The organism is Thalassotalea montiporae (assembly GCF_053485855.1).
On sequence record NZ_JBQRUO010000002.1, the window covers coordinates 686004 to 707123 of the forward strand.

Sequence of the window (21120 nt, forward strand, 5' to 3'; positions counted from 1 at the left end):
CCACGCCATCAGGCTTTTTATTTTGCTATCTTATCTTAAGTTTAGCGACTGGGGTGGGGTTACCACGGCAAGTAGCGGCGTTATCTACAGGGATGCTGTTTGGCGCGAAGGCAGGTTTCCTGGTGGCTACAGCCGCCACAATTTCTGGCTGTATGCTAACGTTTTTAGCCAGCCGATATTTATTCGCCCGCTGGGTCTACCAGCGTTTTCCACACAAATCTTCGGTTATACATCGCTTTTTATCCATTAATACTTTTACAAAAGCACTGATCATTCGAATTTTACCGCTGGGTAGTAACTTCATCACTAATATTGTCGCAGGTGCGACAAAAATACCTTTTGCTCCCTATGTTGCCGGCTCTGCGCTGGGCTTTATTCCACAAATGGTGATTTTCTCACTGGCAGGCGCAGGCATTAAATTAGCAGCAGAAACTCAACAGCAAATAAGCGTCGCACTAGCTGGGTTAGCGCTAGGGTTAATGCTCATGCTCTATATAAAGCATAAATACAAATTACAGGCGAAAAAAAAGCTTAGCCAAGGCTAAGCTTTTCGAAATCATCATTTTAGCTATGAGCGCTATTAGCCCTCTAGCGTAGACAAATACTTCACAATGTTAATGTAGTCTTGTTCGAAGTTATTGCGGTCTAACTTATCAGCATTGATACGGTATTTACCGTTTACAACGACTGTTGGAACGCCCGTTAGTGCGCGTTTTTTCACTAAGTCGTTTTGCATTTTCTTCATCAACTTAGCTTTGCTATTCACTGAAAAGCTTTTAAATGCTTTGTCGAATGCCGCACCATCTACACCGTTTAATACGAAGATGTTGCGAATATCTTTTTCTTCGGTAATAGCACCGCGTTGTACTTGAATGTAGTTAAAAATCGCCGCTGAAATTTTGTCTTCAACTTTTAATTGTTGTGCAGTGGCTAACGCTTTAGTGACCATAAATTGGATTTCAGGCGTTGTAAAGCGTAAGAAATCAACGTGGTTACGTTCAAAAGACACACCTTCTGGCAGGTTCTTTTTCACGTTTGCAAAGAAAGGTTCAAAACGTAAACAATGTGGGCAATAAAAAGAAAAGTACTCACGAACTTCAGGCTTTTTCGATAACTGGTCACTCACTTTAGTGTACTGGTTACCTTCTTGGTAATTCGCGGCTTGTGCGGCAAATGGCAACAACATAACCATTAACAAACTAGCAAAAATTTTTTTCATCTCTGTTCCTTTACGGTAATAAGCTTAGCGGTGCCTGCGTTAAGGCAGCGTGTTGCTCTTTCAACACTAACACCTGTTGTTCCCAGTATTTATCGGTATTAAACCACGGGAAGTTACGCGGAAACGCTGGGTCTTGCCAACGTTTGCTTAGCCAAGCAATGTAATTGACTAATCGCATTGTACGCAAAGATTCTATCAAGACAAGCTCGCGCGCATCAAATGAAAAGAACTCTTCGTAACCGCTTAACATGGTGTCTAATTGTAACAGTTGTTGCGATCTGTCACCGGACAACATCATCCATAAATCTTGGATTGCTGGGCCTTGTCGACAATCATCTAAGTCAACAAAGTGTGGCCCTTGCTCGTCACGCCACAAAATATTACCAGCATGGCAATCGCCATGTAAGCGTATGCTCGATTTTGGTTGGTACTGACTTAACGCCAGCTGAATCACTTGATCGAGTACTGTAAAAAAAGCATTTTCGATATGCATTGGCACAAAGCCACTATTGGCGATAGTCTCGCGTGCCTCAAGCAAAAATTCATTGGTGTTAAATGATGGGCGGTGCGCAAACGCTTGCTTGCTACCTACGGCATGAATGCGGCCAACAAATCGCCCCATCCATTCCAATTGATCTAAGTTGTCTACTTCAAAGATTCGCCCGCCACGACATGGATAAAGCGCAAAGTGATAGCCTTGGTGTTCAAATAGACTCTCGCCATCAAGCACAATCGGCGCAATTACTGGAATTTCTTGTTCAGCTAACTCCAGCGCAAAATCATGTTCTTCTTGAATTTGCGCCAGCTGCCAGCGCTGCGGCCGGTAGAACTTAGTGACCCAGCGCTCACCGTGTTCATCCTGAAACTGATAAACACGATTTTCATAGCTATTAAGTGCTAATAAACCCGATTCAGCATAAACGCCAATGCTTTCTAAGCCGTCTAGAATGAGATCGGGCGACAGTGAAGAAAAATCAAAAACCGCCATTAGCGCTTCTTAAAGAAGCGACTATCGTGAGCTAAACGCACATCACTATCTTGCTCGGCAAGTTCAACAACAAAGGTAATATCAGTCATATAGTCTTTCAATTCGTATGGGTCAACGGCAATACTAATTGGCAGAGTATATACTGATGCCGCCTTAACAAACACCTCGCTTTCACCAATCCACTTGGCACCGTCAATGCCTTCAACAGACAAGCGATAAGTGTTGTCTTGCTGCGACTTATTCAGAATTTTCAGGGTGTAAACGTTTTCCACTTCACCGTTAAAATTCTCGCGAGCTAACTCATTGCGGTCGCGAATAATGTCCATCGAAACGGGGACGCGAGTGGCAATTTCATAACCCAACAATGAGGTCATAATGATCATCAAGGTTGCATAGCCAACTAATTTGCCACGCAAGATATGGACTTTTTTGCCTTTAAGCTCATGTTCTGTAGTGTAACGAATCAAGCCAGGTTCGTAGTTCATTCGCTCCATTACGCCATTACAGGCATCGACACAAGCGCCACAGTTAATGCACTCGTATTGTAAGCCGTTGCGAATATCTATGCCGGTTGGGCAGACCTGAACACATAAATTGCAGTCAATACAATCACCCAAACCTAAAGCTTTAGGGTCTTGTTTACGGCCACGTGCACCGCGATTTTCTCCGCGATTGTAATCATATGAAACCGTCAATGTGTCTTTATCAAACATTGCTGATTGGAAGCGTGCATAAGGGCACATATGCAAACACATAATCTCTCGCATCCAACCGGCGTTACCGTATGTACAAAAGGCAAAAAACCAAACAAAGCCCGCTGCCATCAGCGAGGTTTCGAGTGTGAAAAAGTCGATAAACAGTTGACGAACAGGAGTGAAATAGCCGACGAAAGTGAGCGCGGTCAGCACGGAGAAAAAGAGCCAACAGAAATGTTTTAGCGCCTTTTTGCGCAGCTTAGTGGCATCCATTTTTTGCGCATCGAGCTTTTTACGCTGATTGGCGGTACCCTCAATTTTTTCTTCAAACCAGATAAAAATAAAGGTCCATACGGTTTGCGGACACATGTAGCCACACCACACACGCCCTAAAAAGGTAGTGACAAAGAACAGTAAAAAAGCGCTTAAAATAAATAGCCATGCCAGCAAGGTTAAATCTTGCGGCCACAAGGTTAGGCCCCAAATATTAAAGCGTTGCTCGCCAATATCGAAGAGTACCGCTTGTTGGCCATTAAAGTTCACCCAAGGAATAGCTGCAAACATAAACAAAAAGACGAAATTCATCTTTTGTCGCAACTGTTGATAGAAGCCAGTGACTTTGCGCACATAAATTTGGTCGCGCGGCTTATAGTGCTCTTGGCTTCCACTTTTAGGTTGATGAATTTCTACATTCTTGACGGGAATTGCTGATTTGCCGCCTAGCTCTTTCTTGTTGTCACTCACTCTAAACCCTAGCCCCCTGGGATGATTGAATTTCGTTATGCAATAGCGTGCAATGTAATCGCTATTTGGAATTTATTCTTTGATGAATTTTGATTATGCTACTGCCACTTCACCATTATATGATAAGCCATGAAAAATATATTGATCTTAATCGTCTTCGCCGCTGTTTTTCTTCACTTTTACCCGCAACCTGAGGTAACCGCTTGGTATGAAGAAAAAAAAGAAGCGATGCTTGAGATGTTCTCAGACGCCACAGACACCAAAGTGCGCCTAAAAGCCGATCGCGTTTTTAAAGATATTGAACCTAAATTCAATCAATTCAGACCCAGCGAAATTAAGCACGTGGAACAAATTACCAGCTCACGTAAAGCCATCGTTAGCTATTACAATGAATATTGCACCAATAAACGCGACACTAAGTTATACGCAAAGAATCAGGCACTTGTTTGCCAAACCATGTCAAAGTATTCGAGTTTCTTCTAAGTTTGGTTGATGTGGCGTGATCACAATGGCGATCGATTTTGAGGTTGGCGTAAAGCTTTGCTGACCAACACTGGCAAGCGGTACTAGCGCGTTAGCCTCAGGAAAATACGCAGCAGTATTGCCCGCTGGCATATCATTAGGAATTAAACGAAAACCCGTGACCTTACGCGTGATTTCATCTGGCCAAAGCGACTCAATATCCACTAATTGCTCCGCGCACATGCCTAGTGCCTTAATGTCGTCTGGATTTATCAGCAATACCTTACGATCACCGGAAATACCGCGATACCTGTCTTCAAAGCCATATACCGTAGTGTTGTACTGATCATGCGAGCGCAGTGTTTGTAAGGTAAACACGCGATCGCTAGATAATGCCCGCACCGACGCAGGCACTATCGCTTCAGGCAATGAATGAGACAAAAATTGTGCTTTTTGTTGCGATGTTTGCCATAAACGTTCTGCAGCACTATTCCCCAAATAGAAGCCACCTGGCGCAGCCAATCGTTGATTCATGTTGTAAAACCCAGGAATGACTTGGCTGATCAGGTCTCGAATGTTGCGGTAATCTGTAATCAACTCCTGCCAGTTAACGGGTGAATTGCCTAACGTCGCCTGTGCGATACCCGCGACAATTGCCGGCTCTGAGCGCATCTCTCCCACCTCACTTGCTACTACACCAGCCGAGGCATGAACCATTGAAAACGAGTCTTCCACCGTAACTTGCTGTGGCCCACTCGCTTGATGATCTATATCTGTGCGCCCTAAACAAGGCAATATTAATGACTGTTTACCGGGCGTTACATGGGTGCGATTAAGCTTGGTGGCAATATGAACGGTTAGTTGGCAATTCGCCATCGCCTGTTTGCTTAATTCGGTATCGGGTGTTGCCGCCACAAAGTTACCACCAAGACCGACAAAAACTCGACTGTGACCTGACAGCATAGCTTCAATGGCTTGCACGGTATTGTGACCATGGGCTCTTGGGGGTTCAAAGTCAAAAACCGCCGCTAATTTTTCTAAAAATGCAGGTTCTGGCTTTTCGTTAATCCCCATGGTGCGATCTCCTTGCACATTCGAGTGCCCACGTACCGGACACAACCCCGCACCGCGCTTGCCAATTTGACCAAATAGCAGCTGTAGGTTGGCCATTTCCTGAATAGTTGCCACTGAATGCTTGTGCTGCGTAATGCCCATTGCCCAAGTGAAAATCACGTTGTCGGCATTTTGATAGAGCGTTGCCGCTTGTGCTAGCTGCGACCGACTTAACCCAGATTGCTGCTCGATATGCTGCCAATCGGTGGCGTCAACTGCAGCTAGATAATCTGCCATTCCTTCAGTGTGCGCCGCAGTAAAGTCGAGATCGAATACTGAAGCGCCTTTTGCTAGCGCCTGTTGATGACGTTCAGCTAGCACTTTCACTATGCCGCGCACCGCCGCCATATCACCACCAAGGTTCGGCTGAAAGTAATGACTGGATATTTGGGTGGCACCACCTGTAAGCATTTCGGTGGTTGATTGCGGATTCGTAAAGCGCTCTAAACCTCGCTCTTTTAACGGATTAAAACTGACTATCGTAGCGCCTCGGCGTGATGCCTGACTTAACGTATCCAACATACGCGGGTGGTTCGTACCCGGGTTTTGCCCAAAAATGAATATCGCATCAGCGTGTTCAAAATCGGTTAAGGTGACAGTTCCTTTGCCAACACCAATTGCTTGTTTTAGCGCTACACCACTCGCTTCATGGCACATGTTGGAGCAATCAGGAAAATTGTTCGTACCATAAGCGCGCACAAATAACTGATATAAAAATGCCGCTTCGTTGCTGGTACGTCCGGAAGTATAAAATTCTGCCTGATTTGGGTTTTCTAGCTGTGTTAAATGCTCGGCAACTAGGGAAAATGCCTCATCCCAGCTAATCGCTTGGTATTTGTCTATGGCGCTGTCATAGCTTAGCGGCTGCGCCAGCCGCCCTTGATCTTCTAAAAAGAAATCGCTTTGTTTTGCCAACCAAGCCACCGTATGCTGAGCAAAAAACTGCTCACCTACGCGACGCCCGGTTGCTTCCCAGTTCACAGCTTTTGCGCCATTTTCACAAAAGCGAAAACGCCCAGGCTCATCCTTTTCACCCCAAGCGCAACCTGGGCAATCAAAGCCATGAGTTTGATTGGTTTTTAGTAGGTTTTTAATGTTTTTAGCAACATTATCACTACGCAACAAATGCTTGGCCGTGCTTGCCAGTGCCCCCCAGCCGCCAGCACTGCCTTGGTACTGGCTATAAATATTTTTTTGATTGGCATTCGATTTATCTGACATAGCTAATTTTCCAACGCCAACTGAGATTGGCCGCAATAAACATTGGCTTGTTGCGCCTTTGTAAAACCAATGAGTGCAATATTAAAATGTTTAGCTGTTGTTATCGCTAAATCAGAGGGTGCGCCGACCGCGACAATAACAGGAATACGTGCAGCTACTGCCTTTTGCACTAGCTCGAAACTGATACGGCCACTGAGTACCAACGCGCTTTGTGCTAACGATAGATTATGCTGATAGGCATGCCCCAGCAATTTGTCGACGGCATTATGACGACCAACATCCTCTGCAACAACCAGATCATTTGCTGTATCAGCCTGCCAAAGCCCTGCACCATGACTGCCGCCGGTTTGCAGAAAGAGCGATTGTCGCTCTCGAAGCTCACTAGGCAGTGAAAGCAACTGTTCTGGCTTTAACCAGCTACGCTTAGAGTTAAGCGGCTCAAACAATAACGCCAACTGCTTTAATTGGCTTTGTCCACAAACACCACAACCAGACTGACTGACAAATACCCGCTCAAAACGCTGCCAGTCAACCTCAATATGCTGCTTCAGCTTCACTTCCGCTAAGTTATCTTCTTCAAGTATTAACGCCTCAACTTCTGCCAAGGTGTTAACTACGCCTTGTGAAACCAAGTAACCGAAGACTAATGCCTTATCATCGCTAGGTGTGCGCATGATGACGGCTAGCGAACGACGTTGCCACCGCCCCTGCTGGTAATAGTTCAGCATGATTTGCAGGGCTTGTTCGCTTGCCACACTATCGCTCATTGGTGCTAAATTTACTTGTCCATTACCAATATGCTCAGCGCCAGATTGCTCGGAGCTTGGAGCCGAGATCACTAGCTGGGCTTTATTGATAACAGTCGCTTGCTTCGTTGATTCCACGTTGGGCAATTAATTTCTCTATCTATATCATTGGTTCTAGATTAACGGTTAACGTTCAGCGCTTTAATCGTGCCAGTAACGCGCTAAATTTCTCGTGTGTTGCTTGCTCGTTAGGGTGCTTGCCATCAGTCACGACCCATTGGCCATTCACCATAACGTCTGCAATAGCATTGGCGTGTGTGGCAAACACTAAGCTATCAAGGCAATATTTTGCGCCACTGGCATATACTGAAAGTTTAGCTTCATCTAAAACAAGTAAATCAGCTTGTTTACCGACCGCCAACTCACCCGTATTAGACGAGGTACTTTGCGCGCCGCCTTTAGCTGCCGCTTGCCATAAATATTGACCTACTGACGGTGTCTGAGAAGTAGCCAATACTGCGCGCTGCTGCTTCGTTAAACGCTGGGCATACTCTAACCAACGTAATTCTTCCACTGGGCTAACTGAAATATGGCTGTCAGAGCCTATTGCCCAACTCCCGTGCTCGTTAATAAATTCCGTGGTCGGGAATATTCCATCACCTAGATTAGCCTCTGTTGTTGGACAAATGCCAGCAATGGCACCACTGGCAACAATACCTTGTCGTTCCTTAGCATCAATATGAGTAGCGTGAATTAAACACCAATGCTGATCGAGTTCAGCATTATCTAACAACCACTGCACAGGGCGTTTTTCATAATGTGCCAAGCAATCATTCACTTCTTTTTGCTGCTCGGCAATATGAATATGAATAGGTGCGTGTTTATCTTTGCTTCGCACATATGAAACCGCTTCAAGCAAGGAAGATTTGTCAACCGCACGCAGCGAGTGAGGCGCAATACCTACATTGCTGTTAGGCTGGCGCTCAGCAAGTGCAAAGCAATCATCAACCAAAGCATTAAACGCATTCATTGAGTGGATAAATCGCTTTTGGCCATCATTTGGCGTCTGCTCGCCAAAACCACTAAAGCGATAAAGCACTGGCAACATTGTCAGACCAATGCCACTGACCTTTGCCGCATTAAAAATAGCTTCAGCCATTGCCGCAGGTTTTGCATGTACATGCCCCTGGGGATCGTGATGCAAATAGTGAAATTCAGCAACGCGGGTGTAGCCTTGTTTGACCATCTCAATATATAGCTGTTCGGCAATCAACTTTGCATCGTCAACCGTTAGTTGTTCAAGGAACTGGTACATAATATTGCGCCAAGTCCAAAAGCTATCTTTCATATCGCCTTGGCTGTTTTCACTGCCTTGCTCACTGAAGCCAGCAAATGCGCGTTGAAATGCGTGAGAGTGGCAGTTCACCATACCCGGAATCACAATACCTTTAATGACATCGGCGCCAGATTCACAGCCTTCAACCATTGCGGTGATCAAGCCATTTTCGATAGTGATAATTTGGTTTTCCTGCCAACCCTTGCTGGTTAACACTTGTTTAGCAAAAAGTTTCATTGCAACACCACGCTATTTATTACGGCTAATTTGGGCACCAAATGCGATTAAGGCGCTCACTAAAGATTTGAGTTTAGGCTGCACTTGCTCAGCTCGACTTGATGAGTAGCTTAAGCTTTGTTCGTCCATATAAGTAATTTGTGACAACTCTAGCTGCAGTGCATGGATATTTTGCTCGGGATTGCCATATGCTCGGGTAATATAGCCGCCTTTGAATCGGCCGTTGGTTACTTGGCTATACGGCGCGAAACTGATTGCTTCAACTTGTTCGATTAATGCCGGTGCACAGCTTTTGCCATCAGCACTACCAAAGTTGAAATCCGGCAAACGGCCATCAAAAAAACGCGGCACATGTGACAATATTGAATGAGCTTCTAATAATACCGCGCCACCAAATTTTTGCTTAATCGCCGCCAGCTCGTTAGCAAGCGCTTGATGATAAGGTTGCCAGTAAAGCTCGACACGGCGCTCAATTTCAGCGGAAGACGGCACTTTTCCTTCGACATAAAGTGGCGATAAATCAAACGCACTGGTCGGGCACAGCTCGGTGCTATTCGCGCCTGGGTATAGGTTTACCCCCTTTGGATCACGGTTTAAATCAATCACATAACGATTGTATTTAGGCGCAATTATACTTGCTCCCATAGCCTCGGCAAAATCATAAAGTTTATTTAAGTGCCAATCGGTGTCGCGAACCGCTAGGCCATCGGCTGTCATATTGGCAGCGATATCGTCAGGAATGGCTTGACCATTGTGCGGCATGCTGATCAAGAGTGGCGTCGAACCTTGGTGTAGCGAATAGCTTTCAGTCATCACATGAAATTGTATATACAAGTTGTATTATTAATTTACCATGCCGCTCTGAAGCAACGCAACTTACGCTAATAACCTTACCTGTATGCAACAACAAAAACACCGAACTTTCGGCATAGTGAAAAGTTCGGCGCTTGTTCGGGAGTAACTTGGGGGTGTTGAACTTTAGTTAATCTTGCTTAAAGCGTGCGATTGTCTGGCCTTGTTGATCAATAAATTCTAAAAATTGCTCACTAAATCGATAGGTAGACACTTGCGTTATCGCTTTAGCAAACTTAGCTTCAAGCTCCATCCCTTGCTGACAAAACATTTTCGTCATAGCTAAATGACCAAAGTTCAGCGCATCTTGCTTAATGGTGTAAGCCCCAAAGTAACGGTTACAACCGGCAAAACCACTGACTTGCTGTTTTTGTGGTTCAAAGCGAAGGCTAACGGGTTTACCACCTTTGCCATTAAGCGCTTCAGTTCCAGCCAATTGCACGAGTTGCCATTGGCGTTGATATAAACGTGCGAGCCCAGACTCATCGCTAACTTGTCCAGTCTGTTGTTGGCTATTGGTGGATTTAGGGGTTTGAGACACTGAGTTAACAGGGGCTTGATAACTACATGCGCTTAACGATAGTAAGCTGGTTGCGATAACGCAAACTAGAGTTGTTCCTTTGGTCATATACCTTTCCTTTTACAGATAATGATTTTGTATACCCAAACCACTTCAAGATACATGTTTCAGCGCTATCACAGGAGCTTAGTATCAAGGCGCAGCTAGCGGGAATAGTTACTCCCTTGCAATTAGCTGTAACGATGAGAGTAAGTTCCTGTGAAGCGCCCGAAGGGTTGATTTAAAAACGATTTATGCCGCGTTATTGATCTTAACAAGGGAACAACCATTCTTGGCAATCAATGCCTTGCCTAAATCGTTTTTAATTTCAACTGAAACGAGCATTTTGAAGTGGCTTGGGTATATATGACCTTAGTGTAACCAGCTCATCGATAACAATCGACCTGCTGATTACAAGTTTTTAACAATGCCTATCAATTGACTGATAGGCATCGTTAAAGCAGTAAGTAACTACTTACTTCACCAGTTTTGCAGCAGCTAGCAGGATTTCAGGTTGTAAGCGAACTCTAAAGTTCGGGTTAACATAGCTAAACTGTACTAAACCTTTGCCGTCAATCACGTAAATCGCTGGTACTGGCAATACTAGGCGCTCTTCACCATCAGCATTTTTTTGAAGCGGGTTAGACAATTTCATCGCAGCTAAATAACGCTCTGTGGTTTTTTGTGATGTGAAAAAGGCTAAACCAAATGCTTGGCTTATCGTTGAGTTGTAGTCTGAAAGCAGTTGGTATTCTAAAGACATGCTATCAACACTTTTCTTTAAGTCTGCTGGCGCGTCAGTTGAAACACCAATAAGCTGAAAACCTGCTTTTTTAAGCTCAGGCTCTAACTGCTTTAGCTGACCCATTTGCGTGTTACAGAATGGGCACCAGCCACCGCGATAGAAAAACAAAATTGTCTTTTTGCCAGCTAGTACGTCTTTTAAAGGCTTGCTTTTACCGTCAATCGTTACCGCATCAACATTAGGTACCATTTGACCATTCAATAGTGGGCTTACCCACTCAGCACTTTCAGCAACAGGCTTGGTTTTCATGGTCTTGGTCTCGGCCATACTGGCAGAAGTAAATAACATCGACAAGGCAATTACCGCAGGAACAAATAACTTCATCATAAAATTTCTCTTTTAGTTCTAATCAGCGCAATTGACCTTGGTAGATGCAAAAATATTTCACAAGATGACTAGGGCGTGTTGATCTTTCAGGATTGTTTTTGCAGCAGTCTGTTTGGGTTTTATACAAGGCGGCACTTGTGCAGTATAGTCATTCTCCATAAATAAGTGCCAACATAGTAGAAAATTCAAACAGACGCTGCCCTGCGGGTTCATCTAAAAGCTTCCTGCTCATTGTTGCTCGATTTTTACATACGACTGCATGGATGCAGGAGGTAGAGCGACTCAGGAGACAAAGCCGAGAACGACTATGCGACAAAGCGAGCGCCGCGATCAGAAAGCGTTTAGATTGAACAAAATTCAATCTCGAAAGATCAACACGCCCTAGATATACGTCGAAAATTTACACGACTTTCGCTGAACTATTGCTTTGAACCGCCTTACCTTGCGCTGCGATGAGTAAACGCCTTACACCTTAAATTGGCGCACTAACTGGTTAAGATCATCAAACACCGATTGCAGTTCATCACAGGCATGCTGAGTTTGTTGCAAATTGCCAACGCCTTCCTGATTTAAATTCATTAGCTGTAAAATGTCTTCATCAATACTTTGAATTACATTGACTTGTTGCTCTGTCGCCACTGCTACCGAATGATTTTCTCGCTCAACATCCGCCAACGCGCCAATCACTTGCTGCATTTTGTCACCCGCAACATTGGCTAACGCAACGCTATTACTGCTGTTCGTTTGGCTTTCGGCCATCGTATCAACTACCGCCGACGAGCCTTGTTGCAAGCTAGCAATCATCACTTCAATTTCGGTTGTTGCCACCTGTGTGCGTTGCGCTAGCTGTCTCACTTCATCGGCAACAACAGCAAAGCCGCGCCCTGCTTCCCCTGCACGAGCCGCTTCAATGGCCGCATTAAGGGCAAGTAGGTTAGTTTGTTCACTAACACCTTTGATAACGTCTAGGATGTTGCCAATATTCTGAGTTTCTTGGCTGAGTTTTGTGATTTCATCACTTGAGCCCGCCATCATATTGCTCAGTGTGTTGATCGCAACAATGTTGTCGCTGATAGCATCAACCCCCTGTTGAGATTGATTGTGCATGGCAGACGTTAGCGATGACGCCGTTGCTGCATTGCTGGAAATTTCTTGCGCCGAGCTATTAAGCTCAGTTACCGCGGCAGAAACGTTCGTGCCTCGACTTAATTGTTGCTCAGCCATATTGATACCCGTTGCGGTACTGCTGCGAACTTGCCCAATTTGGCTGTTTAGCGTTGTGGCAACGGTATGTACTTGGCTCATGGATTGATGGATGGTATCAATAAAGCCATTGAAATCATGTGACAATTTACCAATTTCATCTTGGCTTTTAACCGCTAAACGCTTGGTCAGATCGCCGTCGCCTTCAGAGATGTCTTTGATCGCATACGATAATTGCTGAATAGGTTTAAGCAAATGACTGAGCAATAGGTTTAACAACACAACGGTCACCACAACACTCACAACACCAAAAACAATAGCACTGTTTCTAGCACTTGCTAACGGTGCATAGGCTTTTTCCTGGTCAAGCACAACGCCCAAATACCAGTTTACCGATGAAATCCCTTTAACGGGCATAAAGGCAACAATCTGGTTTTGCTCATCAACATCAACAAGCTCACTATTGAGTGGCGCCTTATAACCCAATAAATCGCTAATATTTTTATCAATATACTGAGCTTCTGGGTGACTTAGGATCTTGCCTTGCTCGGTAACTAAGTAAGCGTAGCCGAGCCCTAGAAACTCGATGCTGTTGATAATATCGGCCACTTTATCAAGCAAGATGTCGCCGCCAGCAACACCAATAAACTGCCCTTGCTGCTCAATCGGCGTTACCGCAGAAATAAGTAACTGATTAATCGTGGCGTCAACATAAGGTTCGGTAAACGATGGCGTGCGCTCTTGCTTAACCTGCTGATACCAAGGGCGTTGCCTTGCATCAAAATCTGCAGGCAGCTGAATATTGGGGTCGTCGAGAATAAATTCACCGGATTGTTCAACAGCGATATATGCGTTTTTAAAGTCACCCGCATTGTCTGCTTGCTTGGTAATGTTAAACATCTCAGCGCTGCTCGTGTCAGCGGTGGTTGCTGTCGCCACAGCTTCAACAATCGCGAGTTTGCCATTGAGCCAATTAGCGATATTGCCAGACACTGACGATGCAATTTCGGTAATACTTTGCTGCAATTGGTGGTGAATTTCTTCATTCGCCGCAGTGTAGTTTCGAACCGTCAGTACCGATAACGCAAGCACAATCAATACGGCTGCAATTAAATTGATTTTATGGGCAAACTTTAATTTCGCGAACATATACATCTCAACTATGTCTAACTAAATGTCTAACGAAATGTTTTTCTGAATGTCTTTCTAAGTGTTTTTCTGAGTTTTCTTTGACGTCTAACGCTGAGCAGTGTGTTTCTTTAGGGTTTAAATAGCTTTAAATCTATTTGTCGCTCAGACACGCGCAGCTTCTTATAACACGATAAAAGTCGCTAGGCTACGGCAGTAATGTCCAGCGCAATTCCACCAAATATCGCCATATTTCAGCAAAGCAGTACTTATATTTTTTTCTACTAGCTTTATCAGCAAGAATACTGGCAAGATACGGCTTTTGCAGTTAGGAAGTGTTTATGCAGTCTCATCATCATTATGTTCTTACTTGGCAGTGCCCTGATACCTCTGGGGTATTGGCAAAAATCACCCAAAACTTGTATGAACACGGCGCATTTATTACTGAAACTGCACAGTATAGTGATCCTTACAGCGACACCTTTTTCTCACGCATTGCCTTTGATGACAGGTCGCTAACGGTTCCCATTGAAGAATTTATCGCTGGTATCGAAACACTGGCTAAGCCACTGAATATGCAGTATCAACTACGCAGTAGAGATTTATTGCCGAAAGTGGTGATAGCGGTATCAAAAGACGATCATTGTTTAGTGTCATTGCTAACCAAGTGGAAAGCGGGTGTGCTACCAATCGATATCGTTGCGGTGGTATCTAACCATACCGACTGCCAAGCGTTAACCCAGTGGCACGGTATTCCATTTCATCACCTACCGATTACCGCTGACACCAAGGCCGAACAGGAAGCGCAAATGCTGAAGCTGTTCAATGATTATGAAGCGGAATTGCTTGTTCTCGCTCGATATATGCAGATTTTGTCTGACGATTTATGTGAGAAGTTACGAGGTAAAGCGATAAACATTCATCACTCTTTCTTGCCAAGCTTTAAGGGCGCAAGACCATACCATCAAGCCCATGCTCGCGGCGTTAAAGTGATTGGCGCAACCGCGCACTATGTCACCGCTGATCTTGATGAAGGGCCGATTATTGTGCAAGAAGTAAAACCCATCAACCATACCTTTACGATCGAACAAATGGTGCATATGGGCCACGATCTTGAAGCCACGGCACTATCGCACGCAGTAAAAATGCACGCCGAACAGCGTATTTGTTTAAATGGTGATAAAACGGTTATTTTAGCCTAGCTCAGCGCTAGGAACCACACATCGACATACGCTGGCTGAATACGCCAGCGTTGTTAGCGGTAAACGTCAGACTGCCACTTTCACTGAAAAACCTAAAAACCTTAAACCTTAGTTTAGGTTCAGTGAAGCTCCTGCTAGCTAATAGCATTTCACCTCTTTTATACCCAAACTCACTCCCCCAAAAAAAGATAATTGAGTAAATATTCCACTACAAATGATCGATTTTGGTTCAAAACAAAGCCAATACGTACTACAAAAGCCATTATTTTTGTAAGACATTTGCCATTTAATTAATTTTTTTGATTTCGTTAACACAAAATTACATTTTAATTACACATTCAATACAAGCACTTAGCAACAAAGACACAAAATGCTCAAAAAAAGTGCAAAAATATAACTTGCTGTTATGGGATAACAGCGTAAAGTAATGACCAGCTACTACGTTAGTGGCGCTGTTAGCGCATAACGATAATTAGCCAATATTAAGAATAAGGACACTAGCTCAGCTAGACTTGCACAGGAAGCAAGATGTCATTCACCACTAGCAATTGACCCCAGCGTCAGTAACTCAGGTGAAGACCTTATCTAAAACACGGATGGTTAACTTGGTTATCAGGATGATACGATTATTAGTCCAGGAGGGCTCGTAAGGATAGCTAAAAAAGCGTTAGGACGACCGAAAAAAACAAAATACGTACGGAAACAACAAAAATAAGACAGGATATAGTTGAATTACAGGGACTGTGCTAATTAGGTAGGATACCAATTCAGGATCGGAAAAGATATTGATGGCACTAGCCACAGTGACTCTCCAAAAGCGATGCAATTGCATCGCTTTTTTCTTTTTCAAGAGCTAGCAGTTTGTCTTCGCTTAGCTCAACTAGGTCAAACTGGTTTAGTTAACAAGTTAGATCAGCCAGATGTTTTCCATATCTGCTGAATTCCCGTAAAATAACCACCATTAATCCCGCTCAAGTTAAATTTCATGACACGTAAAAAGAAATCAAGAAAGCCTGGCGTAGGCTCTAGTGGCATTCGCAAAACTGACACAACAAACAGTTCAGTCGTTGTTTCTGATAAAAAGCCAAAGAAAAAAACAGGTAAAGCCGCCGGTAGTCGCCAAATCGAAGGGACAAAATCCAAAAAAGCTGGCAACACAAACAAGCCGGCTAAAGATCCACGCATTGGCAGTAAAAAACCTATTGAGTTGGGTACCTTAGCCTCAACCAAAACAGCGACACCAGCAGTAAAACACAAGCCAAATAAACCTCGTATCGCAAACGTTCGTGTCATTGATGCAGCGCCAAGCCTTGCCCAGCAACTTGCAGCGATTGAAAACGACGAGCGGCTCCAGCTTATTCTTGCCAAGCAAGAACAAGAAGAGGCGTTGAGCAGTGAAGAAGTCGATCTTTACAATGAACTAATGGACGAGTACGAACGTTTATCTGCACAGTTAGCTGAGCAAGACGATACGACATCGGCACCTTCGAATACGCCGGATGGCGCGTTAGATGACGATGACTTGTGGGATAAGCTCGACACCTCAGATTTCTCAGACTATTCAGACGAAAGCTAAGACCAAGACTAAAACCAAGATTAGACACAAGAGTAACCATCAATGACCGAAAACATATGGCTTGTATTAGCCGTTGTTGGCGCACTGATCATTTTTGCCCTAGCAATTTACGCAGGTAAGTTGTTAATGCAACTAAAGCAGCAAAATGTCGCCCAAGCTAAAGCCGAGCAAGAGCGCCAAGCGCAATTGCAAAAGCATGATCGCAAAGTGCTCGACAGTTTATTGATCATCGTCAAAGCGATGAAAGAAGAGCAATGTGAATATAGTGAAGGCGCATGGCGATTAACTGTGCTGATGGACTCATTGAAATTAACGCCCACTATGTCGGCAGAATTTCCTGCTATAGTTGAGTTATACGAGAGTATTAAACATCACTCAATACTCGCCGAGCGCAAAAAATTGCCCAAACAGCAACGCATGAAACAAGATGTCGAGCGCATGCAAGCCGAGGCAAAGCTAACGGAGCAAATTTCATTGGAACTCGACACCCTATATGAAACCGCAACCGCACAACGAGCCAGTATAAGCGAATCTTCATAACGATTATTCGCTCATGCTAAGGAGCGAATAATGTCAGAGCAGTTAAAACAACAATTTACCGAGCGTATCGTTGAGCTACAACAACGCATTGACTCTATCCACCAAGACTTTGCCGACGGGCGTCATGCCGATTGGTCTGAGCAAGCGGGTGAGCGTGAAAACGACGAAGTGCTTAACGCGTTAGAGTCAGAAGCAAAAGTTGAGATACAACAACTTTCTAACGCCATTACCCTTATCGACAACGGCAACTATGGCTATTGCCAAAAGTGCGGCGAACAAATAAATCCTAAGCGTTTAGCCGTCCAGCCCGCAGCTATCAAGTGCATCAACTGCGCTGACTAAACAGCGAACCATTCATCTCAGGCTTTGCGCTTGATCAACTTTTACCATGATGTCTTCTGATAAAATACTTCGGTTAACATTCGGGAGATATCATGCAAATTGCACAGTTATTCGATAAAAAACTCTTAGCTAAATACAATACCAGTGGCCCAAGGTATACCTCTTACCCGACGGCACTAGAGTTTCACGACGAATTTAACGATCAAGCCTTTATTGACGCCGTTGCTGGCTCAGACACGCGTGATTTGTCTATTTATGTGCACATTCCATTTTGCCACAGTCTTTGTTACTACTGCGGCTGTAATAAAATTGTGACCCGTCATCGCGACAAAGCCGATATCTACCTAGACTACCTTGCCAAAGAAATCATCCAACGTGCGCCTTTGTTTAACGAGTATCAAGTCAAACAAATTCACTGGGGTGGCGGTACGCCAAGCTTTTTAACCAAAACGCAAATTACCCATTTGGTGAACTTGCTCAAGCAACACTTCAAATTTGCTGAGCAATTGGAGATGAGCATTGAAGTTGACCCACGTGAAATCGAGCTAGATTTAGCAGATCATTTATACGAGCTAGGCTTTAATCGCATGAGCATCGGCGTACAAGATATTGATGAACAAGTGCAAAAAGCGATTAACCGTGAGCAATCTACCGAGTTTATTACCGACTTCACGCATCATGCAAAAGCCGTGGGCTTCCAGTCCATTAATATCGATTTAATTTACGGGCTACCGCACCAAACACTTGATACCTTTGGTCGCACACTCGCCAGTGTTGAAGAAATGGCCGTTGATCGCATTTCGCTGTTCAGCTACGCCCATTTGCCATCACGCTTTGCCGCACAGCGTAAACTCAAAGACGAATGGTTACCGAATGCCAATGAAAAGCTTGCACTCATGCAACTAGCGATAGAAACCCTATGTCAGCAAGGTTTTGACTTTATCGGCATGGATCATTTTGCCAAACCCGATGACGAATTAGCAATAGCGCAGCGCACGGGCAACTTGCATCGCAACTTCCAAGGTTACACTACGCAAGGCGACTGTGATTTGCTTGGCTTAGGGGTTTCTTCAATCAGCGCGGTTGGCCGCTGTTACAGCCAAAACAACAAGGAGCTGAAACAGTATTACCAGATGATTGACAAGCATAGCCATGCCGTTGAAAAAGGCGTAACGCTGAACACCGACGATGTATTGCGCAGTAAAGTTATCCGCTCATTAATGTGTAACATGTCGCTCGACAAACGCGCAATTGAACAAGAGTTTAATATTGTATTTGACGACTACTTCGCTGATGAATTGGTCTCCCTAGAAACCTTTATTGAAGACAACTTAGTGACTAATCGCGAGCATGAAATTGTCGTTCATGCCAAAGCTAGACTGCTTATTCGTAACATTTGTATGAGCTTTGATGCTTATATGAAGCAACACATTAACCAACAACGCTTCTCACGCGTTATCTAGGGCGTGTTGATCTTTCAGGGTTGTTTTTGCAGCAGTCTGTTTGGGTTTTATACAAGGCGGCAATTGTGCAGTGTAGTCATTCTCCATAAATAAGTGCCAACACAGTAGAAAATTCAAACAGACGCTGCCCTGTGGGTTCATCTAAACGCTTCCTGCTCATTGTTGCTCGCTTCTTGCGTAGAACGACTATGCGACAAAGCGAGCGCCTCGATCAGAAAGCGTTTAGATTGAACAAAATTCAATCTCGAAAGATCAACACGCCCTAGTTAATGCCAACTTCAATTTTAGACCAATAGGGCGTTTTAATAACGCCCTATTTCATATCCTCGCCCTTGGCTGTGCATAAATAGGCTAGTGCTATCATCACTTGCAACCTCTTTCGCCGCCTCAACCCATTGATAATAAACATTGCGATGTACTTTCGCCTCTAAATTGCGGCGCACCGTAATGTAAATATTGCCCTCGCTATCTAATCGAAGTGGGTGCTGCTCGTTTAACACAAACTCATCACCTAAATTGGTCGCGAGTAACAGCTCAGAATGAGGCTGTTCATCTTTCCATTCCCAGCGCGTAATGAGAAACGGGCTGTCTTCCACTTGAATTTTTACTTTCTCTACAGGAGTGACTAAAAAGTACTCACTATCTTCTTTTTTCAGCACCGATGCGAACAGTTTAACCAAAGACAAACGTTTAAATGGCGTGCCCATATAAAACCAATCACCGTTTTGCTTAATCTGTAAATCAATTTCGCCACAATACGCTGGGTTCCACAAATCAACCGGTGGCCCTTTTTTCTCTTCGCCACAAAGATGCCCATCAAGCTGCGCAAACAAATTATCTAATGACATAGTGACGCCTTTTTCACCACTTTATTCAGCTAATAGTATTAATTTTACTGGTATTGAAAGAAATTACGAGTTGATGCTTGTCAAAGCCCAGTAAACTGATATAGAATCCGCGCACTGATTCGCACAGGCGGGTTAGATTTCCTTGATGGTGGCATTAGCTCAGTTGGTAGAGCCCTGGATTGTGATTCCAGTTGTCGTGGGTTCAAGTCCCATATGCCACCCCACTCTTTTCTCATTTTATTCCTTTAAGATTTTTAATAAAAAGCGCGGCTTTGTTGTGCCTACCTTTCTATTATCCAGTTTTATTTATATTTTATATGGCATAAAAAACGCCGTAACTCAGTACGACGTTTTTAAAGTAACTGTTGTTATTGAAACTACAAAGCAATTAACTGGCTTGTGCTGGCTCTCGCTGATAATAGCGGTAAATACCAACTAACGATGCCGCAATCCAGAAAATTTCAATCACAAAGCTAGCCAAATTGAAATTAATACACAGGCTGATCAGTAGTAAAATAGCACCGGTTAAGTTTAACAAGTTGTACGCCATGCCTTTTGGGCTAAGCTTTTCTAACTGAATTAAAAAGAAAGCAAGCACCACTAAAAACGTGCCCGACATACCGATGATATCGGCAAATAAACTAAGAGACATTCTTACTCCTAAACGATGTAATTACCTGGCGCGGTTCCTTGGAGACTAGACCATGTTAGCGACTCAAAGTCGTTAACTTCCTTCTGGCAGAATTTAATGATTCGAAAACGCACAATGGGCGCCGAAATTTAAACCGGCGGGTATTCTAGTGATCTAGCGTCAAGAATCAATAGCGAATTAGCCCCTGTTGGTGATTATTTCAGTCGCGCTAGCATTCACCGTAAAGTCGCGTGATAAAAATGCTAGTATTAGCATTAACTTGGCAGATAAGAAGCAGCTATGTGTGGCCGATTAAACATTATTGACGATCCAATCGCACAGTTTATTAACGATGTGTTAGGAATCGAATTTAATACCCAAACCAACCCTGATTTACGCCCTTCGCAGGATATTGCCGCTATTATTCGCCCTAGTGGCCAATTCCAACAGCTTAATGCCACATGGGGCATTCAACCTGAGTGGTCGAATCGGTTATTAATTAATGCACAAGCGGAAACGGTTAACACCAAACCCACATTCAAAGCCGCATTTGGTCATAGCCGCTGCTTAGTGCCTTGCTCTGGTTGGTACGAATGGAAAACAGAGCATAATCAAAAAGCCAAATACGCTTTTACCCATGCTAGTGAACAGCCTTTTTTAATGGCGGGCATACTCTATGATCTTGCTGCCCCTAAACTTGTCACACTCACCACCAGCCCGAACGAAAAATGTAGCGAGATTCACAAACGTATGCCTGTGCTAATTCAGCCAGAGCATATCGACTACTGGTTTAATGCTCAGCCGAATGAGCTAGACCCTTTGATGGACGCAATTAGTGGTGACTGTATTCTCATACAGAAGGCTTAATCCATACCAGTATTAG

General features: G+C 44.1%; 20 protein-coding genes and 1 tRNA gene. 9 read left to right on the top strand and 12 right to left on the bottom strand.

The annotated features are described in order from the left end of the window. The first annotated feature begins 53 nt into the window (after nucleotides 1-53). Nucleotides 54-545 carry a TVP38/TMEM64 family protein gene (locus ACSLUR_RS09545; RefSeq protein ID WP_448553964.1) on the top strand — a complete coding sequence of 164 codons (492 nt, stop codon included), beginning with the start codon at nucleotides 54-56 and terminating at the stop codon, nucleotides 543-545. A 35-nt stretch (nucleotides 546-580) separates the two neighbouring features. Here ACSLUR_RS09545 and ACSLUR_RS09550 read toward each other — a convergent pair whose 3' ends face one another. Genes ACSLUR_RS09550 through ccoG form a run of 3 tightly spaced genes read right to left on the bottom strand, consistent with a single transcriptional unit; the run spans nucleotide 581 to nucleotide 3646 of the window. Then, nucleotides 581-1219, bottom strand: a complete 639-nt coding sequence (locus tag ACSLUR_RS09550) for a thiol:disulfide interchange protein DsbA/DsbL (RefSeq protein WP_448553966.1) — start codon at nucleotides 1217-1219, stop codon at nucleotides 581-583. Nucleotides 1220-1229: 10 nt separating this feature from the next. Next, nucleotides 1230-2207, bottom strand: a complete 978-nt coding sequence (locus tag ACSLUR_RS09555; RefSeq protein ID WP_448553968.1) for a serine/threonine protein kinase — start codon at nucleotides 2205-2207, stop codon at nucleotides 1230-1232. Further along, on the bottom strand, nucleotides 2207-3646 hold the full coding sequence (gene ccoG, locus ACSLUR_RS09560; RefSeq protein WP_116002077.1) for a cytochrome c oxidase accessory protein CcoG: 1440 nt from the start codon (nucleotides 3644-3646) through the stop codon (nucleotides 2207-2209). The genes ACSLUR_RS09555 and ccoG overlap by 1 nt, the downstream gene beginning before the upstream one ends. Nucleotides 3647-3775: 129 nt before the next feature. Between ccoG and ACSLUR_RS09565 the strand changes: the two genes are divergently transcribed. Then, nucleotides 3776-4129, top strand: a complete 354-nt coding sequence (locus tag ACSLUR_RS09565) for a hypothetical protein (RefSeq protein WP_448553971.1) — start codon at nucleotides 3776-3778, stop codon at nucleotides 4127-4129. Here ACSLUR_RS09565 and ACSLUR_RS09570 read toward each other — a convergent pair. The 7 genes from ACSLUR_RS09570 to ACSLUR_RS09600 all read right to left on the bottom strand — a co-directional run bounded on the left by ACSLUR_RS09570 (nucleotide 4106) and on the right by ACSLUR_RS09600 (nucleotide 13656). Then, nucleotides 4106-6442 (bottom strand): FdhF/YdeP family oxidoreductase, encoded by a 2337-nt coding sequence (locus ACSLUR_RS09570; protein WP_448553973.1) that lies wholly within the window; start codon nucleotides 6440-6442, stop codon nucleotides 4106-4108. The genes ACSLUR_RS09565 and ACSLUR_RS09570 overlap by 24 nt on opposite strands. Before the next feature lie 2 nt (nucleotides 6443-6444). Beyond that, complete coding sequence (fdhD, locus tag ACSLUR_RS09575; protein WP_448553975.1) at nucleotides 6445-7326, bottom strand: formate dehydrogenase accessory sulfurtransferase FdhD; 882 nt, start codon at nucleotides 7324-7326, stop codon at nucleotides 6445-6447. Nucleotides 7327-7381: 55 nt separating this feature from the next. Then, on the bottom strand, nucleotides 7382-8761 hold the full coding sequence (locus tag ACSLUR_RS09580) for a formimidoylglutamate deiminase (RefSeq protein ID WP_448553977.1): 1380 nt from the start codon (nucleotides 8759-8761) through the stop codon (nucleotides 7382-7384). Nucleotides 8762-8773: 12 nt separating this feature from the next. After that, nucleotides 8774-9595: an N-formylglutamate deformylase gene (hutG, locus tag ACSLUR_RS09585; protein ID WP_448553979.1), complete on the bottom strand. Its 822-nt coding sequence runs from the start codon at nucleotides 9593-9595 to the stop codon at nucleotides 8774-8776. A 148-nt stretch (nucleotides 9596-9743) separates the two neighbouring features. Beyond that, nucleotides 9744-10241 (bottom strand): META domain-containing protein, encoded by a 498-nt coding sequence (locus ACSLUR_RS09590; protein ID WP_448553981.1) that lies wholly within the window; start codon nucleotides 10239-10241, stop codon nucleotides 9744-9746. 406 nt (nucleotides 10242-10647) lie between these two features. Then, nucleotides 10648-11304 (bottom strand): peroxiredoxin-like family protein, encoded by a 657-nt coding sequence (locus ACSLUR_RS09595; RefSeq protein ID WP_258872160.1) that lies wholly within the window; start codon nucleotides 11302-11304, stop codon nucleotides 10648-10650. 465 nt (nucleotides 11305-11769) lie between these two features. Further along, nucleotides 11770-13656 carry a methyl-accepting chemotaxis protein gene (locus tag ACSLUR_RS09600; protein ID WP_448553984.1) on the bottom strand — a complete coding sequence of 629 codons (1887 nt, stop codon included), beginning with the start codon at nucleotides 13654-13656 and terminating at the stop codon, nucleotides 11770-11772. Between the two features lie 320 nt (nucleotides 13657-13976). Here ACSLUR_RS09600 and purU point away from each other — a divergent pair, with 320 nt between their 5' ends. The 5 genes from purU to hemN all read left to right on the top strand — a co-directional run bounded on the left by purU (nucleotide 13977) and on the right by hemN (nucleotide 18758). Further along, nucleotides 13977-14837 carry a formyltetrahydrofolate deformylase gene (gene purU / locus ACSLUR_RS09605; RefSeq protein ID WP_116002085.1) on the top strand — a complete coding sequence of 287 codons (861 nt, stop codon included), beginning with the start codon at nucleotides 13977-13979 and terminating at the stop codon, nucleotides 14835-14837. A 985-nt stretch (nucleotides 14838-15822) separates the two neighbouring features. Beyond that, on the top strand, nucleotides 15823-16413 hold the full coding sequence (yihI, locus tag ACSLUR_RS09610; protein WP_448553986.1) for a Der GTPase-activating protein YihI: 591 nt from the start codon (nucleotides 15823-15825) through the stop codon (nucleotides 16411-16413). A 42-nt stretch (nucleotides 16414-16455) separates the two neighbouring features. Next, nucleotides 16456-16953 carry a DUF2489 domain-containing protein gene (locus tag ACSLUR_RS09615; RefSeq protein WP_116016281.1) on the top strand — a complete coding sequence of 166 codons (498 nt, stop codon included), beginning with the start codon at nucleotides 16456-16458 and terminating at the stop codon, nucleotides 16951-16953. A gap of 30 nt (nucleotides 16954-16983) precedes the next feature. Beyond that, nucleotides 16984-17295: a TraR/DksA family transcriptional regulator gene (locus ACSLUR_RS09620; RefSeq protein ID WP_116002088.1), complete on the top strand. Its 312-nt coding sequence runs from the start codon at nucleotides 16984-16986 to the stop codon at nucleotides 17293-17295. Between the two features lie 92 nt (nucleotides 17296-17387). After that, on the top strand, nucleotides 17388-18758 hold the full coding sequence (gene hemN, locus ACSLUR_RS09625; protein WP_448553989.1) for an oxygen-independent coproporphyrinogen III oxidase: 1371 nt from the start codon (nucleotides 17388-17390) through the stop codon (nucleotides 18756-18758). Nucleotides 18759-19060: 302 nt separating this feature from the next. Here hemN and ACSLUR_RS09630 read toward each other — a convergent pair whose 3' ends face one another. After that, nucleotides 19061-19606 (bottom strand): DUF1285 domain-containing protein, encoded by a 546-nt coding sequence (locus ACSLUR_RS09630; RefSeq protein ID WP_448553991.1) that lies wholly within the window; start codon nucleotides 19604-19606, stop codon nucleotides 19061-19063. Between the two features lie 148 nt (nucleotides 19607-19754). On the opposite strand from ACSLUR_RS09630, the gene ACSLUR_RS09635 reads away from it, so the two are divergent. Further along, nucleotides 19755-19830: transfer RNA gene (locus ACSLUR_RS09635), tRNA-His, on the top strand. Between the two features lie 164 nt (nucleotides 19831-19994). On the opposite strand, the gene ACSLUR_RS09640 is transcribed toward ACSLUR_RS09635, so the two are convergent. Beyond that, complete coding sequence (locus ACSLUR_RS09640; protein ID WP_116016275.1) at nucleotides 19995-20258, bottom strand: CBU_0592 family membrane protein; 264 nt, start codon at nucleotides 20256-20258, stop codon at nucleotides 19995-19997. Between the two features lie 279 nt (nucleotides 20259-20537). Here ACSLUR_RS09640 and ACSLUR_RS09645 point away from each other — a divergent pair, with 279 nt between their 5' ends. Further along, a complete protein-coding gene (locus tag ACSLUR_RS09645; RefSeq protein WP_448553993.1) occupies nucleotides 20538-21104 on the top strand; it encodes an SOS response-associated peptidase in 567 nt (188 codons plus the stop codon). Nucleotides 21105-21120: the final 16 nt, after the last annotated feature.